At 62.6% G+C, this 16297-nt stretch carries 15 protein-coding genes and 1 other RNA gene; 6 read left to right on the top strand and 10 right to left on the bottom strand.

Annotation, left to right across the window (positions count from 1 at the left end):
- Nucleotides 1-26 precede the first annotated feature (26 nt).
- From cmk to gyrA, 8 genes are all read right to left on the bottom strand, one after another.
- Nucleotides 27-713, bottom strand: a complete 687-nt coding sequence (gene cmk / locus PPGU16_RS04145) for a (d)CMP kinase (protein WP_180721829.1) — start codon at nt 711-713, stop codon at nt 27-29.
- 47 nt (nt 714-760) lie between these two features.
- Nucleotides 761-2065: a 3-phosphoshikimate 1-carboxyvinyltransferase gene (gene aroA / locus PPGU16_RS04140; protein WP_180721828.1), complete on the bottom strand. Its 1305-nt coding sequence runs from the start codon at nt 2063-2065 to the stop codon at nt 761-763.
- Nucleotides 2066-2083: 18 nt separating this feature from the next.
- A complete protein-coding gene (locus PPGU16_RS04135) occupies nt 2084-3046 on the bottom strand; it encodes a prephenate dehydrogenase (RefSeq protein WP_180721827.1) in 963 nt (320 codons plus the stop codon).
- Between the two features lie 51 nt (nt 3047-3097).
- The gene (hisC, locus tag PPGU16_RS04130; protein ID WP_180721826.1) at nt 3098-4210 is read right to left on the bottom strand and encodes a histidinol-phosphate transaminase; all 1113 of its coding nucleotides are present in this window, start codon (nt 4208-4210) and stop codon (nt 3098-3100) included.
- A 69-nt stretch (nt 4211-4279) separates the two neighbouring features.
- Nucleotides 4280-5362 (bottom strand): prephenate dehydratase, encoded by a 1083-nt coding sequence (gene pheA / locus PPGU16_RS04125; protein WP_180721825.1) that lies wholly within the window; start codon nt 5360-5362, stop codon nt 4280-4282.
- A 72-nt stretch (nt 5363-5434) separates the two neighbouring features.
- Nucleotides 5435-6517 carry a 3-phosphoserine/phosphohydroxythreonine transaminase gene (gene serC / locus PPGU16_RS04120; protein WP_180721824.1) on the bottom strand — a complete coding sequence of 361 codons (1083 nt, stop codon included), beginning with the start codon at nt 6515-6517 and terminating at the stop codon, nt 5435-5437.
- Nucleotides 6518-6729: 212 nt separating this feature from the next.
- Nucleotides 6730-7338: a DUF2059 domain-containing protein gene (locus PPGU16_RS04115; RefSeq protein WP_180721823.1), complete on the bottom strand. Its 609-nt coding sequence runs from the start codon at nt 7336-7338 to the stop codon at nt 6730-6732.
- 116 nt (nt 7339-7454) lie between these two features.
- Nucleotides 7455-10082, bottom strand: a complete 2628-nt coding sequence (gyrA, locus tag PPGU16_RS04110; RefSeq protein WP_180721822.1) for a DNA gyrase subunit A — start codon at nt 10080-10082, stop codon at nt 7455-7457.
- Nucleotides 10083-10584: 502 nt separating this feature from the next.
- Between gyrA and ompA the strand changes: the two genes are divergently transcribed.
- The 5 genes from ompA (at nt 10585) to PPGU16_RS04085 (ending at nt 13854) form a co-directional block, all read left to right on the top strand.
- Nucleotides 10585-11235 (top strand): outer membrane protein OmpA, encoded by a 651-nt coding sequence (ompA, locus tag PPGU16_RS04105; protein WP_007576432.1) that lies wholly within the window; start codon nt 10585-10587, stop codon nt 11233-11235.
- A gap of 193 nt (nt 11236-11428) precedes the next feature.
- Nucleotides 11429-12127 (top strand): bifunctional 2-polyprenyl-6-hydroxyphenol methylase/3-demethylubiquinol 3-O-methyltransferase UbiG, encoded by a 699-nt coding sequence (ubiG, locus tag PPGU16_RS04100; RefSeq protein ID WP_180721821.1) that lies wholly within the window; start codon nt 11429-11431, stop codon nt 12125-12127.
- A gap of 16 nt (nt 12128-12143) precedes the next feature.
- A complete protein-coding gene (locus tag PPGU16_RS04095) occupies nt 12144-12857 on the top strand; it encodes an HAD family hydrolase (RefSeq protein ID WP_180721820.1) in 714 nt (237 codons plus the stop codon).
- A 108-nt stretch (nt 12858-12965) separates the two neighbouring features.
- Nucleotides 12966-13335: a transfer-messenger RNA gene (gene ssrA, locus PPGU16_RS04090) on the top strand.
- A gap of 267 nt (nt 13336-13602) precedes the next feature.
- Nucleotides 13603-13854, top strand: a complete 252-nt coding sequence (locus PPGU16_RS04085; protein ID WP_180721819.1) for a PAAR domain-containing protein — start codon at nt 13603-13605, stop codon at nt 13852-13854.
- 101 nt (nt 13855-13955) lie between these two features.
- Here PPGU16_RS04085 and PPGU16_RS04080 read toward each other — a convergent pair whose 3' ends face one another.
- Nucleotides 13956-15083: a glycosyltransferase family 4 protein gene (locus tag PPGU16_RS04080; RefSeq protein WP_180721818.1), complete on the bottom strand. Its 1128-nt coding sequence runs from the start codon at nt 15081-15083 to the stop codon at nt 13956-13958.
- Nucleotides 15084-15458: 375 nt separating this feature from the next.
- On the opposite strand from PPGU16_RS04080, the gene PPGU16_RS04075 reads away from it, so the two are divergent.
- Nucleotides 15459-15818: a COG4315 family predicted lipoprotein gene (locus PPGU16_RS04075; RefSeq protein WP_180721817.1), complete on the top strand. Its 360-nt coding sequence runs from the start codon at nt 15459-15461 to the stop codon at nt 15816-15818.
- Nucleotides 15819-15878: 60 nt separating this feature from the next.
- On the opposite strand, the gene PPGU16_RS04070 is transcribed toward PPGU16_RS04075, so the two are convergent.
- Nucleotides 15879-16145, bottom strand: a complete 267-nt coding sequence (locus PPGU16_RS04070) for a hypothetical protein (protein ID WP_042314497.1) — start codon at nt 16143-16145, stop codon at nt 15879-15881.
- Between the last annotated feature and the right edge of the window lie 152 nt (nt 16146-16297).

Here is a 16297-nt window from a genome sequence, read left to right as displayed (position 1 = left end):
AAAACACTTCGATACGAGTTCCGCGTTCAGCTTTGCGGAACCAGCGCCTTGTACCACTGGGTCACCTGTTCGACCGCCTGGTCGATCGACAACGCCGAGGTATCGAGGAGCTGTGCATCCGCCGCGGGCTTGAGCGGCGCGGCCGTGCGCTTGCTGTCGCGCTCGTCGCGTTCACGCAAATCCCGGAGCAAGTCATCCATATTAGCAGAAAATCCTTTTTGGATCAATTGCTTATGCCGGCGAGCCGCGCGAGCCTCGACGCTGGCCGTCAAAAACACCTTCAGGACGGCGTCCGGGAAGATCACCGTGCCCATGTCGCGGCCATCCGCGACGAGTCCCGGCTGCTTGCGAAAAGCCCGCTGACGGGCCACCAGCGCGGCTCGAACGGGCGCGTGAACGGCGATCGCCGAGGCCCGGTTACCGACTTCCTCGGCGCGGATGTCGGTCGATACGTCGACGCCATCCAGCTGCGCAATGCCCTCGCGGAAGGTGATATGGAGCTCGCCGATCAGGTTTGCAAGTGCGTCGGCATCGTCGGCGGCGATGTTGTAGCGGACGCTGGCGAGCGCGGCGAGCCGGTACAGCGCGCCACTATCGAGCAGGTGGAAGCCGAGTTCGGCGGCCACCACGGCGGCCACGGTGCCTTTGCCGGATGCGGTCGGGCCGTCGATCGTGATGACGGGCGTCTGGTGAAAGGGACGGGTCGGTTTCATCGGGAAAGTCGCCCGTCGGAACGGGCGGCGGATATTGTCAGGGCCCGTCAGGGTTGAGCGAGCGCGAGGAAGCGCTCGAAGTAATCGGGGAACGTCTTACCGACACATTTCGGGTCGTTGATCCGCACGGGCACGCCGCCGAGGCTCACCAGCGAGAAGCACATCGCCATGCGGTGGTCGTCGTAAGTGTCGATTGCGGCGTTCGGCGTCAGCTTTTCAGGCGGTGTGACGACGAGGAAATCCTCGCCCTCCTGCACCTTCGCGCCGACTTTGCGCAGCTCGGTCGCCATCGCGGCGATGCGGTCGGTTTCCTTCACGCGCCAGCTCGCGATGTTGCGCAGCGTCGTCGTGCCGTCGGCGAACAGCGCGGCGACGGCGATCGTCATGGCCGCGTCGGGGATCAGGTTGAAGTCCATGTCGATCGGGTCGAGCTTGCCGTGGTCGTTGCCGACGCCGCGCACTTCGATCCAGTCGTCGCCCATCGTGACGTTCGCGCCCATCTTTATCAGCGCCGTCGCAAAACCGACGTCGCCCTGGATGCTCGCGCGCCCCACGCCTTCGACGCGCAGCGGTCCACCGCCCAGCGCGCCCGCCGCGAGGAAATACGAGGCTGACGACGCGTCGCCTTCCACCATGATCTTGCCCGGCGACTGATAACGCACGCCGCTCGGAATCGTGAAGCGCTCCCAGCCGAGCCGTTCGACCTTGATGCCGAAGCGCGCCATCAGCGCGATCGTGATCTCGATATACGGCTTCGAGATCAGCTCGCCCGCCACTTCGACGATCGTCTCGCCGCTTTCCGTCTTCACGAGCGGCAGCGTCATCAGCAGCGCCGTCAGGAACTGGCTCGACACGTCACCGCGCACGCGGATGGGCGCATCGACGGAAATCTGGCCGGGACGGATGCGCAGCGGCGGAAAGCCTTCGTTCTCTTCGTAGTCGATCTTCGCGCCGATCTGCCGCAGCCCGTCGACCAGATCGCCGATCGGACGCTCGTGCATGCGCGGCACGCCATGAATCCGGTAGTCACCGCCGTTCACCGCAAGAGCCGCCGTCAAAGGCCGCACTGCCGTGCCCGCGTTGCCGAGGAACAGATCCGCGCGCGCCGCCGGTAGCGCGCCGCGCGTACCCGTCACGACACAGGTGTCGCCGTCGCGCTTGACCTTCACGCCGAGCTTTTCCAGCGCATCGAGCATCACGCGCGTGTCGTCGGAATCGAGCAGATTCGTGATCGTCGTCTCACCCTCGGACAAAGCCGCGAGCAGCAGCACGCGGTTCGAGATGCTCTTCGAGCCGGGCAGACGGACGGTGCCGGACGCGCGGGAAAAGGGTCCGAGATCGAGATGTTCCATGTGAATTCCAGTGTCCAGTTATTTCGACGCGTCGTCGGTGGCCGAGCGTTCGGGCGACGCTTTCTGCGTGAGCGTGGCGCGCTCCTGCCATTCGCTGCGCGCGGCACGCGAGCGGGCGAACACAGCCTCGAGCGTCGCGCCGTCGCCGGCTTCGATCGCGCTGCGAAGACGCGCCAGCACAGCCGTATAGCCGTCGATTTCGTCGAGTAGCGCCACGCGGTTCGCCACGCAGACGTCGCGCCACATTTCCGGGCTCGACGCGGCGATGCGCGTGAAGTCGCGGAAGCCGCCTGCCGCGAAGGAGAACTTCAGTGCGGCATCGGATGAATTGAGAATTTGCTCAACTAGAGCGAACGACAACACGTGCGGCAAATGGCTGACCGACGCGAACACGCGGTCGTGCTGATCGGGCGGCATCGCGTGCACGCTGGCGCCCGTGGCGCGCCACATCGCGGCAATACGGTCGACCGATGCCTGTGCGTTCTCCGGCAACGCGCACAGCACGACGTTGCGGTTCTCGTACAGGTCGGGCAGCGCGGCATCGACGCCGCTCGATTCGCGGCCCGCGATCGGATGACCGGGCACGAACTGGCCGATGCGCTCGCCGAGCGCCGCGCGTGCCGCAGCGACGACATCCGACTTCGTGCTGCCGGCGTCGGTGACGATCGTCGACGGGTCGAGAAACGGCGCGATGCGTTCCAGCAGAGGCTGCGTCTGCGCGACGGGCGCGGCAAGCAGCACCACGTCGGCGTCTTTCAGCGCAGCGCCTAGCGCAGCATCATCTGTGAGCGAGGCGCTTGCGTCGATCACACCCAGTTCGAGCGCGCGCTGCGTCGAGGCAGCCGACCGCCCCACGCCGATCACGCGCCGCTCGCCGCCCACGTCGCCGCGTTCGCGCAGCGCGCGCGCAAGCGATCCGCCGATCAGCCCGACGCCGAAAATCACCAGTTTGTCGAAAGAGAACGCTGCCACGTCAGTCACAGAAAAAACGCGCCTCGCGGTTTTCGAGGCGCGTGGATTGCATTGAAACGCTCAGGCCGTCGCCAGCGTCTTTTCGAGCGCCGCGATGAACGCCTCGTTTTCCTCCGGCAGGCCGATCGTCACGCGCAGCCACTGCGGCAAGCCATAGCTGCCCACCGGCCGCACGATCACGCCCTGCTTCAGCAGTTCGAGATTCACGCGATTGCCCGCGCCGTCATCATTACCGACGCGAACCAGCACGAAATTGCCGTGCGACGGCACATATTCGAGACCGAGCTTGTCGAACGCCTGCGTCAGGCGTTGATAGCCCTGCGCATTCAGTTCAGCGCTCTTTTGCAGGAACGGCTTGTCGTTCAGCGCGGCGATCGCGGCCGCTTGCGCGAGCGTGTTCACATTGAACGGCTGACGCAGACGGTTCATCAGGTCAGTCAGTTCCGGCTGCGCGATGGCGAAGCCGACGCGCAGACCCGCGAGACCGAACGCCTTCGAGAACGTGCGCGACACCAGCAGGTTCGGATAGCGGCGCACCCACGCAATCGAGTCATAGCGCTTGTCGGCACTCAGATATTCCGTGTACGCCTCGTCGAGCACGACGGCGACGTGACGCGGCACCTTCGACAGGAACGCTTCGATCGTCGGGCCGTCGATGAACGTGCCTGTCGGATTGTTCGGGTTCGCGACGAACACGAGGCGCGTGTCGTCGCTGATCGCGGCGAGCATCGCGTCCAGATCGTGGCCGTACTGCACGGCCGGCACGACGATCGCGCGTGCGCCGAGACCTTGCGTCGCCAGCGCGTAGACGGCGAACGAGTACTGCGCGTAGACGACGGACTGGTTCTTCTCGACGAACGCATGCGCGGCCAGTTCGAGAATGTCGTTGCTGCCGTTGCCGAGCGTGATCCAGTCGGCGGGCACGTCGTATTGCGCGGAAAGCGCGGCCTTCAACTCGAACGCGTTCGCGTCCGGATAGCGGCCGAGTTCGCTTGCCGCCTGCGCCATCGCCGTTTTCGCGGATTCCGGCATGCCGAGCGGATTTTCGTTCGACGCCAGTTTCACGATACGCGCTTCGTCCAGCCCAAATTCGCGCGCGACTTCCGAAATCGGCTTGCCAGCCACATAAGGCGCGATCGCGCGAACGTAGGACGGACCGAAAGACGTTGTCATGTGTATCTCCGGATAATTCCTGGACTTGCTTATTGGTTGCGAAATGGTTGCGAAGCGATGTCGGACGGATCAGCGGGCGCGCGGATACGAGCCGAGAATCTTCAGGAAGTCTGCTTTCCTGCCGAGATCGGCAAGCGCGGCTGAAACCGCCGCGTCGTCGCGATGGCCTTCGACGTCGATGTAGAAGTAATACTCCCACGTGCCGACGCGCGCCGGACGCGACTCGAAGCGCGTCATCGACACGCCGTGGCGCGCGAGCGGTTCGAGCAGCTTGAACATCGCGCCCGGCTCGTTCGCGACGGACACGATCAGCGACGTCTTGTCGTAGCCGCTTGCGCCCGTCGGCTGCTTGCCGATCATCACGAAGCGCGTGCGGTTGTGCGGGTCGTCCTGGATCAGCGCGTACGCGACCTGCAGACCGTATTGCGTCGCGGCCCGGTCGCCGGCGATGGCCGCGATGGTCGGATCTTCCGCGGCCATGCGCGCGGCTTCGGCGTTGCTCGACACGGCCTGGCGCTCGACATGCGGCGCGTGCGTGGCCAGCCAGCGCTGGCACTGCGCGAGTGCCTGCGCGTGCGCACACACGCGCGTCACGCCCGCCAGCCCGCCGTTGAGCGTCAGCAGATTGTGATGGATCGGCAATGCGAGTTCGCCACCGATCAGCAGTTGCGTTTGCAGCAGCAGATCGAGCGTGCGCGACACCGCGCCTTCCGTCGAGTTTTCGATGGGCACGACGCCGAATTCCGCGCCACCCGCTTCGACCGAGCGAAACACTTCGTCGATCGACGAACAGGGCAACCCTTCGATCGACTGACCGAAGTACTCGTGCATCGCCTGTTCGCTATACGTGCCGGCCGGCCCGAGGTAGGCGGCCGTGATGTTCTTTTCGAGCGCGCGGCTCGCGGCCATGATTTCGCGCCAGATCGCGCTGATGTGCTCTCCCGCGAGCGGCCCTGCGCTCATGTCCTGCAGACGCGCAATCACCTGCTGCTCGCGCTCCGGACGAAACACGGGCGCGTTGAAGTGCTTCTTGACCTCGCCGACTTCGAGTGCGACCGCCGCACGCTGATTCAGCAGCGCGATGAGCTGCGCGTCGATCGCGTCGATGCGTTCGCGCAGCGGTTTGAGTTGAGAGTTGAGTTCGTCGTCCATGCTTCTAAAGGACCGCTTCGAGTCCTGTATAGGGCCAGTTCGGAGAGGATGCGCGCGCTGCGACCGGAAAGATCACGCGCTGCGCTGTTCGAATTCCCTCATGTACTCGACAAGCGCTTTGACGCCTTCGAGCGGCACCGCGTTGTAAATCGACGCCCGCATGCCGCCGACGGACTTGTGGCCCTTCAGCTGCACCAGCCCGCGCGCTTTCGCGCCGGCCAGGAAATCTTCGTTGCGCGACTCGTCGGCGAGGAAGAACGGTACGTTCATCCGCGACCGCGCGTTGCGCTCCACCTTGTTCAGATAAAAACTGGATGAATCGATGGTGTCGTACAGCAGCTTCGCCTTTTCGACGTTGCGTGCCTCGATCGCCGTCAACCCGCCCTGCTTCTTCAACCACTTGAACACCAGCCCGGCGATGTAGATCGCGTACGTGGGCGGCGTGTTGTACATCGAATTGTTCAGCGCGACCGTCTTCCATTCGAATGCAGACGGACATACGGTCATCGAACGATCGAGCAGATCTTCGCGCACGATCACGACGGTCACGCCCGCCATGCCGATGTTTTTCTGCGCGCCGCCGAACAGCACACCATATTTGGCGATATCCATCGGGCGCGACAGGATGTGCGACGACGCGTCGGCGACGAGCGGGATATCACCGAGGTCGGGAATCTCGAAGGTCTCGACGCCGTGGATGGTTTCGTTCGTGCACAGGTGCACGTAGGCGGGATCGTCGGACAGGTTCCACTCGGCGCGCGCCGGCGCGCGCGTGAAGCCTTCGGCCGTTTCGCCGCTGGCAGCAATGTGCGCCGCGCCGTATTTCTGCGCTTCCTTGAACGACTTCTGCGACCAGGAACCCGTCACGACGAAGTCCGCGCTCGCCTTGCGGCCCATCAGGTTCATCGGCACGATTGCGTTCTCGCCGAGACCGCCGCCTTGCAGAAAGAGAATCTGATGGCTCGCCGGCACCTGCAGCAATTCGCGCAGATCGGTCAGCGCCTCTTCGTGAATCGCCATGAATTCCTTGCCGCGATGGCTCATTTCCATCACGCTCATGCCGCTGCCGCGCCAATCGAGCATTTCGTCGGCTGCCTGGCGCAGCACTTCTTCGGGCATGGCCGCAGGACCGGCGGAGAAATTGAAGACGCGCATCGTGAGAACCCTGGGAAGCAGGCACGCGGCATGGGAAAGAGCCGAAAACCGCGCCTGAAAGAAAATGGCCGTCTGCGCGCAAGCGCAAACGGCCATTATCGCATTGACGCTCGAAACCCGCCAAACCCCGGCGTTTCAAGGGAATTCACACATCCCCTCTCACGCCACCTGTGACAGGCGCCTCAAGCGCCGTTCAGCCTCGTTCGACCTGCTTACTTCGCCGGCTTGACGGAAGCGACTTCCTTGTCAGCCTGGTCGCGCGTTGCCTTGATCGATTGCGGCATGTACTTCTGCATCAGACCGTTCACGACGTCGCGGCCAACCTGGTCTTGAACCTGGATGAACTTGCGGCCCGTCGGGCTCTTGTAGAACGCGGTCAGGTCGTTGATTTCCTGCGTGCTGTAGTACTTCGCGTAGGCGTCGTACTGAGCTTGCATCGCGTCCTGCTTGAATGCGTCCGTTGCGAAGACCTGGCCTGCCGAGTCAACCAGCTTCGGCACGGCGTTCTTCTGCAGCGACGGGACGGAAGCCTGCTTTTGCTTGTCCGTCATCGTCTTGTTTTCCGACAGCGCGTCCGACAGGATGGCCGGGACCAGCTGCTTTGCCTGCATCTGCGCGCTGTTGCCGATTGCGCCGACCAGCTTCTGTGCGTCGATCGCGTCGAGCAGATTCTTGATGGCAGCCTGCTTCGCCGGGTCGACGGGGGCAGCAGCAGCAGCCGGGGCAGCCGGAGCCGGCTGCTGCGTTTGCAGCGCTTGCGCCATCGCGAGGGTCGGGACGAAAGCGGCCAGAACCATCAACTGCTTGAAACGTTTTTGCATCACTACTCCCTAAGAGAAATTAACCTAACTGCTTCGCCGCGCAGGCGGCGCATCGGCCCGATGCGCTCAACATGCCCGCGTGGCTTTACGCATTACTTGAGAAGCTTCGCTGCGGATCACGACGCTTCGCTTTCGTCACCGCCCGCTTCGTCCGCAGGCGCGTCGGCGTCACCGTCCACGTCTGCTTCCGCTTCAGCAACCTGCTGCAGACCGGAAAGCTTGGTACCTTCATCAAGGCTGATGAGTGTAACACCTTGCGTAGCACGGCCCATTTCTCGAATTTCCGACACACGCGTGCGGATCAGCACGCCCGTATTCGTGATCAACATGATCTGCGCGTCCGAGTCGACCAGCGTCGCAGCGACCACCTTGCCGTTGCGCTCGGACGTCTGGATCGCGATCATGCCCTTCGTGCCGCGGCCGTGGCGCGTGTACTCCGTGATCGGGGTGCGCTTGCCGTAGCCGTTTTCCGTTGCCGTCAGCACCGACTCCTGTTCGTCGCCCGCGACCAGCAGTGCAATCACCTGCTGACCGTCTTCGAGCTGCATGCCGCGCACGCCGCGCGCTTCACGGCCCATCGGACGAACGTCGTTCTCGTCGAAGCGGACCGCCTTGCCCGAATCCGAGAACAGCATCACGTCATGCTCGCCGTCGGTGATCGCCGCACCGATCAGGTAATCACCGTCATCCAGACCGACCGCGATGATGCCCTTCTTCAGCGGACGGCTAAATGCTTCGAGCGGCGTCTTCTTGACCGTGCCGAGCGCCGTTGCCATGAAGATGAACTTGTCGGCCGAGAATTCCTTGACGGGCAGCACGACAGTGATCTTCTCGCCTTCCTGCAGCGGGAACATGTTGACGATCGGCCGGCCGCGCGAATTGCGCGAGCCCTGCGGCACTTCGTAAACCTTCAGCCAATAAACACGGCCGCGGTTCGAGAAGCACAGGATGTGGTCGTGCGTGTTCGCGATGAAGAGCGTGTCGATCCAGTCGTCTTCCTTCATCTGTGTCGCCTGCTTGCCGCGACCTCCGCGCTTCTGGGCGCGATATTCGGACAACGGCTGCGATTTCACGTAACCGGAGTGCGACATCGTCACGACCATGTCCTGCGGCGTGATGAGGTCTTCCGTGTTCAGTTCGGTCGCGTTCAACTCGATGCGCGAGCGGCGTTCGTCGCCAAATTCGCCCTTGATCGAGGTGAGTTCGTCGAAGATGATGGAAGTTATGCGCTCCGGACGCGCGAGGATATCCAGCAGGTCGGCGATTTGAGCCATCACGTCGCGGTACTCGCTGAGGATCTTGTCCTGCTCGAGGCCCGTCAGGCGTTGCAGACGCATCTGCAGAATTTCCTGCGCCTGCGTGTCCGACAGACGGTAGAGCCCGTCGGCCTGCATGCCATACGCCGGGTTCAGACCTTCCGGACGGAACGCGGTGCGGCCGCCCGATGTAGCGTTGTCCGTCTCGGCACGCTGCAGCATCTCGCGCACGATCGACGAATCCCACGAACGGTCCATCAACTCCTGCTTCGCGACAGGCGGCGTCGGCGCCGCCTTGATGATCGCGATGAAATCGTCGATGTTGGCCAGCGCGACAGCGAGACCTTCGAGCACGTGGCCGCGTTCGCGCGCCTTGCGCAGTTCGTATACAGTGCGCCGCGTCAATACTTCGCGACGGTGCGACAGGAAATGCGAGAGCATTTCCTTCAGGTTCAGCAGCTTCGGCTGGCCGTCGACCAGCGCGACCATGTTCATGCCGAACGTGTCCTGGAGCTGCGTCGCCTTGTAGAGATTATTAAGAATGACCTCAGGCACTTCGCCGCGCTTCAGTTCGATCACGACGCGCATGCCGCTCTTGTCGGATTCGTCGCGGATGTCCGAAATACCTTCCAGCTTTTTCTCATTCACGAGCTCGGCGATCCGCTCGAGCAGCGAACGCTTGTTCACCTGATACGGCAGCTCGTCGACGATGATCGCCATGCGCTGGCCGCGATCGATCTCTTCGAAGTGCGTGGCCGCGCGCATCACGACGCGCCCGCGCCCTGTGCGGTAGCCGTCGCGCACGCCGGCGACGCCGTAGATGATGCCCGCCGTCGGGAAGTCCGGCGCCGGCACGATCTCGATCAGCTCGTCGATCGTCGCTTCCGGATTCTTCAGCAGATGATGGCAGGCGTCGACGATTTCGCTCAGATTGTGCGGCGGAATGTTGGTCGCCATGCCGACGGCAATGCCCGACGAGCCGTTGATCAGCAGGTTCGGGATGCGCGCGGGCAGGATGGTCGGCTCGTTTTCGCTGCCGTCGTAGTTCGGCTGGAAGTCGACCGTTTCCTTGTCGATGTCGGCGAGCAATTCGTGGCCGATCTTCGCCATGCGGATTTCGGTGTAACGCATCGCCGCGGCGTTGTCGCCGTCGACCGACCCGAAATTGCCTTGTCCGTCGACGAGCATATAGCGCAGCGAAAAATCCTGCGCCATGCGGACGATCGTGTCGTATACAGCCGAGTCGCCGTGCGGATGGTACTTACCGATCACATCGCCGACGATACGCGCCGATTTCTTGTACGCCCGGTTCCAGTCGTTGTTCAGTTCGTGCATGGCGTACAGCACGCGCCGGTGAACCGGCTTCAGACCATCGCGGACATCGGGAAGCGCGCGCCCTACAATCACGCTCATCGCGTACTCGATATACGAGCGGCGCATTTCCTCCTCTAGGGAGATTGGTAGAGTCTCTTTGGCGAATTGATCCATTGTCCGTATCGTTTACGCGCGAAGACGATGAGGGAAACGCGTTCTTCACCTCACCGCTTGGGCCTACCCCTATGCATCTGCGAGCGCAGCGCATCACGCGATTCTACCATGCGCCGCATCCGCTCCCGGCGACATGCGTATACCTATTAGTGGGACGCGCGAAAACGGCACCTGGAAGCGTCTCGCGAGCGTAGCGGCCGGGCCCGGAAAATGCTGTCTCGCAAGCCGCCCGAAACCGCCTCTGGCGGGCTCTTGACGAACTTGACACCTTTTGTTGCGCATGCACCACATTCGACCGGGCGTATGAATAGGGGGCGGATTTTTTTATCGTCAGAAGGGAACGATATGGCAAAATGCCAACGCACAAAGTTAGACACTGCTCGAAGTCTACGCACAGCGTCTTTTGTTCCGCACCGATGTTATACTTCGAGCAATGTATGACTGGTCTTTGTCAACAGGCTCGCAGTAAACCTGCGGTAATCTCAATTTCGAGAGGAGAAATATGAATAAACTTTCAAAGCTCGCGTTCATTGCAGCTACCGCAGTTATGGCTGCATCCGCTATGGCACAGTCGGTGCCGGCGTCGCGACAAGCCACCAACGACAACTGGGTGAACGGCACCGGCGAATACGTGTGGATGAACGGCACGAATGAGCTTTGCTGGCGCGACGCGTTCTGGACGCCGGCAACGGCTAACGCAAAGTGCGATGGCGCACTGGTCGCACAAGCACCGACGCCGCCGGCACCTCCGGCTCCGGTCGCTCCGGCTATCACCAGCCAGAAGATCACGTATCAAGCTGACACGCTGTTCGACTTCGACAAGGCAATCCTGAAGCCGGCTGGCAAGGAAAAGCTGGACGATCTCGCATCGAAGATTCAAGGCCTGAACCTGGAAGTCGTCGTGGCCACCGGCTACACCGACCGCATCGGTTCGGACAAGTACAACGACCGTCTGTCGCTGCGTCGTGCACAAGCTGTCAAGGCATACCTGGTCAGCAAGGGCATCGAAGCCAACCGTATCTACACGGAAGGCAAGGGCAAGCGCAACCCGGTTACGACCGGCTGCAACCAGAAGAACCGCAAGCAACTCATCGCCTGCCTCGCACCGGATCGTCGCGTGGAAGTCGAAGTTGTCGGTACTTCGAAGCAGTAAGCTACAAAACACCGCAGTATCAAGCCCCGCTTCGGCGGGGCTTTTTTTATGCTCCGTCTGCACGTCGTCAACCACGACGCGCGGGACGGGGCGACAAGCGCGACCGGGCGCTTTTTGCCGCCCCATGCGCAGCCCTATATACTCAGGGTTTCTCCGATCCACCCGCCTTCCCGCCCTCGAGGCCGCATCCGTCATGACCAATGCCGATCCCCACGAACTGCAGAAATTCAGCGATCTTGCGCATCGCTGGTGGGACCCGAACGCCGAGTTCAAACCGTTGCACGAACTGAATCCGGTGCGGCTCAACTGGATCGATTCGCACGCGCATCTCGCGGGCAAGCGCGTACTCGATATCGGCTGCGGCGGCGGGATTCTGTCGGAGTCGATGGCGACTTTGGGCGCCGATGTGAAGGGAATCGACCTGTCCAATGAGGCTTTGGGCGTCGCGGATCTTCACAGCCTTGAAAGCGGTGTAACGGTAAATTACGAAGAGATCGCCGCGGAGGCGCTGGCAGCCCGCGAACCTGCTTCGTTCGATGTCGTCACCTGCATGGAAATGCTCGAACACGTGCCCGATCCGTCGAAGGTCGTGGAAGCGTGCAAGACGCTCGTCAAGCCGGGCGGCTGGGTGTTCTTTTCGACCCTCAATCGCAATGTGAAGGCGTACCTGCTGGCGGTGGTCGGCGCGGAGTACATCGCGCGCATGCTGCCGAAGGGCACGCACGACTACGCGCGCTTCATCCGCCCGTCGGAGCTTGCCGGCTTCGCGCGCGCGGCGGGCCTGCATACCGTCGAAATCAAGGGCATCACCTACAACCCGCTCACGCGCCATTTCGGCGTGTCGAACGACACCGACGTCAACTACATGCTCGCGTGCCGTCGCGAAGCGTGATCCAGCGCCTACTTCAATGAGCGATCCCACGCCCCTGCCCCAGCGCGAAGACGAAGAAGCATCGGTCGGTCTTTGCCAGGGCATTCTGTTCGACCTCGACGGCACGCTTGCCGACACCGCGCCCGACCTCGCCGCAGCCGTCAACAAGATGCGCCATGAGCGCGGCCTCGAGATGGTGCCACTTGAGCAGTTGCGCCCGCTTGCCTCAGCGGGTGCGCGCGGCCTGCTCGGCGGCGCGTTCGGCATCGGCCCGGACCATCATGACTACGCGTCGATGCGCGACGAGTTCCTGGCGAACTACGAAGCGGATCTGTGCATCGAAACGCTGCTGTTCCCAGGCATCGGCGACATTCTCGACGACCTCGATGCACGCGGCGTGCGCTGGGGCATCGTGACGAACAAGGTCGCGCGGCTGACGGAGCCACTCGTCGCCCAGCTCGGGCTGGGCGCGCGCGCGGGCTGTGTCGTCAGCGGCGACACGACACCGCATTCGAAGCCCCACCCTGCGCCGCTGCTGCACGCCGCGAAGGAACTGGACCTGCCGCCGGAGCGGATCGTCTATGTCGGCGACGATCTGCGCGATGTGCAAGCAGGCTTTGCGGCCGGCATGGTGACGGTCGCGGCGGCGTATGGCTATTGCGGTAACGACATTCCGCCGACGCAATGGCACGCACAGCATGTCGTCAAGTCGACGGGCGAACTGCATAACCTGCTACGCGACATCAGTTGAAGGTCGCGTGCGCTACCTACGGGAGCACGCGTGCGCTTCGCCGTGACTCGCGAGCGCCGCTACTGTAGAATGATCTGTTGAGCCACCCGTGTGGCTCATTCCTTCTGCGGGGGCGACCTGGTTTCGACAGGGGTTGCGAAGCGGCTAGGGCATGTCGAGGACCCGTCACCTCGTTAATCAATGGGAAAAACGTAACTGCAAACGACGATACGTTCGCACTGGCAGCCTAAGGGCCGCCGTCCTCTGCCTAGTTCACTGACGGGCTAGTGTCGCAAGACCGGTAGCAATACCGACAGAGGTCATATACGTCAGTTAAGCCTTGGCGGCGTCACGACGTCCGGGTCGAAAATTTAGTGAATCGCCGTAGTGAAGCGTGTTCGTTCGCGTCGCTGCGGTTAAATCAAAAGACTGAACTAAACATGTAGAACTAGTCGTGGAGGACTTCTGGACGCGGGTTCGATTCCCGCCGCCTCCACCAATATTCAATACGGTGTAGTACGCCGCAGTACGAAGACCCGCACAGCGAAGCGCTCTGCGGGTTTTTTGTTGCCGTCGGCCCCGCCTGCCAGCCTGTATCAGGCCTCCCAGACGCGCGCGCTTGCGCATCCGGCATTCGTTCGCGCCCTCTTTTCAACCTTTTCTGATAGTCACTGGGGCTGCGCCGGCGTCAAATGAGCGGCCGTCTCCAAGTTCGACGGCACGCCCTATCCGCCCAGTACAACTAACCAAACGGGAGATGCACGAAATGAGCAACCCAGACGACCTCACTATGGCCCGCCTCGGTGACGCCACCGACCACGGCGGCAAGATCGTCGAGGCGACGCAGGATCTGACCGATGAAGGTATCGCCGTTGCGCTCGACGGTCACCTGGTCGCCTGTCCGCGCTGCGGCGGTAAATATCCGATCATCGCTAGCGGGCGACGTCGGCACAACGGCAAGCGCATCGCGTACATCGGCGATATCACGACCTGTGGCGCGAAGCTTGTCCGCGCGTAACCACACGCGATACCTCCTTCCCGCAAACACAAAGCCCGCGGCAGCATCACACTGCGCGCGGGCCTCGCGTCGATCGCACCAGGCTCACGGAGCCAGAACCGTCACGCCGCAGCGCGCACGTACACCTCTTCCGTTTCCTGAATGAACTTGCTGTTGCAGAACTCCCGTTCGGCTTTGGCGCGTGCATGTCGCCCCATCGCGGGTAGCTGGCCACGGTTCGCGAGCATCGCACGCAGCTGCGCGGTCATCGCCTGCGTGTCGCGCGGCTCGACGATCCAGCCGTCGATGCCATCGTCGACGTTCTCAGGCAGGCTCGCGTAGCGGGTGACGAGCACCGGCCGCCCCATCGCCATCATCTCGCGGCATGCGAAGGAACTGCTTTCCACCGCGTACGACACCATGAAGCCGGCATCGAACGTCGCGACATAGTCACGCACGTCGTCCGTGAAGCCGCTGATCAGCAGATGCTCGTTCATGTTCAGCGCGTCGATGACCTTGCGCTGCTCGTCATTCGGCTCCGTGCCGACAACCACCAGCACGACCTGCTTGCGCAAATCCTCCGGCAACGCGGCGACGGCCGCCACCATGTCCATCGTCCCCTTGTACCAGTCGAAGCCGGTAATCGTGCCGACCACCAGCTTCCCGGCATGCTTCGCACCGAGCAGCGCGTCGCGCCTGCGCACGGCCACTGCGTCGTCAAAGGGTGCGTAGTGATGGATATCGACGCCATTCGGAATCACCGACAACCCGCAATCCGCATACACCGACCCTTCGAGCAATCGCGCCGCCGGCTTCGACACGGCGATCACGTGATGCGTCGCGCGCCGCGCCTTGAGCTTCGTCATGAAGTCGCGTTTGACGCGGATCGTGTTGTGCTTGGTGTACACACAATACGGCCGCTTGAACGGGGCGAACAGCGTCGCCAGCAGCACGAGCCGATGATCGGGCGAGCCGTTCACATGAACCACATCGAAGCGCTCGCGCTCGAGCAGCGCACGCAGTTCGCGGATCGCGCCGACAAAGCGCCCAAGCTCCTTGAGCTTGGCGGGAAACTCCATCGGCAACGCGCGGATATTGGCAACGCCGCTTGCATGCTGCAACAGCCTGCTGGTCTTCGGCGCACCGACGAAGACTTCGTGACGCGCGGCCAACGCCCGCGCAATAGAAACGACGTACGTGTCGTGACCGCCTCCACGACCGGTGTGGAAGTTGGTCAATAGTATTTTCATTCTCGACTTTCCCCGTATGCGAGGGCTTGACTTCGCCGCTCGGCCTGCGTCGAACAGTGCAGGCCGGCGCAATGCAATTCGCATTGCCTCTTGATAGATCAGGGGAATTATACCGTCCGCGGTCCCGCCCTTTTTTGACGGCAGGGTTGACCAAAGCGTCGTCATACCAAAACGGCAGCAAACAAAAAGGCCCGTTCGCAAACGCGACGGGCCTTCCTGAACGCATACGACGGGCGCTTTCGATCAACGACGCATGGAATAACAAGGCGCGCCAGCCGTTTATTCGATGCGTGCAGATTCAAAGCATTTAAGGCGCGCACCCGCCGAACGATTGCATACACTCCATACACAACACGTCAGAACAGGAGCCGCATCATGCGCAAGACTCTCCTTCTCATCGCCGCGCTCGCCGTACAACAGGCCGCCTTCGCCGCGCCGCCGAAAACCATGGACGGACATTTGGTCGACGAACAGGGACGCACGCTCTACACCTTCGACAAGGACACGACGCCGGGCAAGAGCGCCTGCTCGGGCGGTTGCGCAGCGGCATGGCCCGCGGCCGCTGCCGCAGCCGGCGACAAGCCCTCGGGCGACTGGACCGTGATCGACGGCGCGGACGGGCAGAAGCAGTGGGCGTACAAAGGCAAGCCGCTCTACCGCTTCGCGAAGGACGAGAAGCCCGGCGACATGAAGGGGGACGGCTTTAAGGACGTGTGGCACACAGCGAAGCCGTAATTCAGCCCGCCGCTTCAACGACACACGCGACGCCGCAAAGCGCCGCGTGTGTCGCGTCATTTACTGATCGTCAGGGCACTTGAGGTTGCAGCCGTTCGGATCGCCGTTGTCGCCGCGCTTGCGCAGTTTCGTAGGCTTGTCGCTCTGATACTTCTTCGACGGTGCCGATGCGCCGAACGGCATCTGCGGATGCTCGTTCAGCTTGAACTCTTCGGTCAGGATACCGCCCGGCACGCCAGGCGAATTCTGCGCAAATGCAACGGACATCGTGGCAAACAACGCGCCGGCCGTGAGGGCGGCAGCGCAAGCGGGAACGAAATATTTCATATCGAATCGATGCGGCAAACGACGCCGCGCAACTGAGGCAGGATCACGAAAGCGTAGAGATTAGCGCAAAGCGCCGTGCAGCGCAGCGTCTGCAGCCTGCTTTCGTTGTTACGGGCGCTTACTCTGCGCGATTCGACGACCGCGTCGGCCGT

Source organism: Paraburkholderia largidicola (assembly GCF_013426895.1).
Taxonomy (GTDB): Bacteria; Pseudomonadota; Gammaproteobacteria; order Burkholderiales; family Burkholderiaceae; genus Paraburkholderia; species Paraburkholderia largidicola.
Note: the sequence above shows the minus strand (reverse complement) of the source record. Positions and strands in the feature narration are given on the sequence as shown.

Excerpts from the sequence above, each read along its gene's own strand:
- aroA (WP_180721828.1), bottom strand. The coding sequence starts at position 2,065 with ATGGAACATCTCGATCTCGGACCCTTTTCCCGCGCGTCCGGCACCGTC.
- PPGU16_RS04095 (WP_180721820.1), top strand. The coding sequence starts at position 12,144 with ATGAGCGATCCCACGCCCCTGCCCCAGCGCGAAGACGAAGAAGCATCG.
- pheA (WP_180721825.1), bottom strand. The coding sequence starts at position 5,362 with ATGGACGACGAACTCAACTCTCAACTCAAACCGCTGCGCGAACGCATC.
- ompA (WP_007576432.1), top strand. The coding sequence starts at position 10,585 with ATGAATAAACTTTCAAAGCTCGCGTTCATTGCAGCTACCGCAGTTATG.
- serC (WP_180721824.1), bottom strand. The coding sequence starts at position 6,517 with ATGCGCGTCTTCAATTTCTCCGCCGGTCCTGCGGCCATGCCCGAAGAA.
- PPGU16_RS04085 (WP_180721819.1), top strand. The coding sequence starts at position 13,603 with ATGAGCAACCCAGACGACCTCACTATGGCCCGCCTCGGTGACGCCACC.
- PPGU16_RS04080 (WP_180721818.1), bottom strand. The coding sequence starts at position 15,083 with ATGAAAATACTATTGACCAACTTCCACACCGGTCGTGGAGGCGGTCAC.
- PPGU16_RS04115 (WP_180721823.1), bottom strand. The coding sequence starts at position 7,338 with ATGCAAAAACGTTTCAAGCAGTTGATGGTTCTGGCCGCTTTCGTCCCG.
- hisC (WP_180721826.1), bottom strand. The coding sequence starts at position 4,210 with ATGACAACGTCTTTCGGTCCGTCCTACGTTCGCGCGATCGCGCCTTAT.
- cmk (WP_180721829.1), bottom strand. The coding sequence starts at position 713 with ATGAAACCGACCCGTCCCTTTCACCAGACGCCCGTCATCACGATCGAC.
- gyrA (WP_180721822.1), bottom strand. The coding sequence starts at position 10,082 with ATGGATCAATTCGCCAAAGAGACTCTACCAATCTCCCTAGAGGAGGAA.
- PPGU16_RS04070 (WP_042314497.1), bottom strand. The coding sequence starts at position 16,145 with ATGAAATATTTCGTTCCCGCTTGCGCTGCCGCCCTCACGGCCGGCGCG.
- ubiG (WP_180721821.1), top strand. The coding sequence starts at position 11,429 with ATGACCAATGCCGATCCCCACGAACTGCAGAAATTCAGCGATCTTGCG.
- PPGU16_RS04075 (WP_180721817.1), top strand. The coding sequence starts at position 15,459 with ATGCGCAAGACTCTCCTTCTCATCGCCGCGCTCGCCGTACAACAGGCC.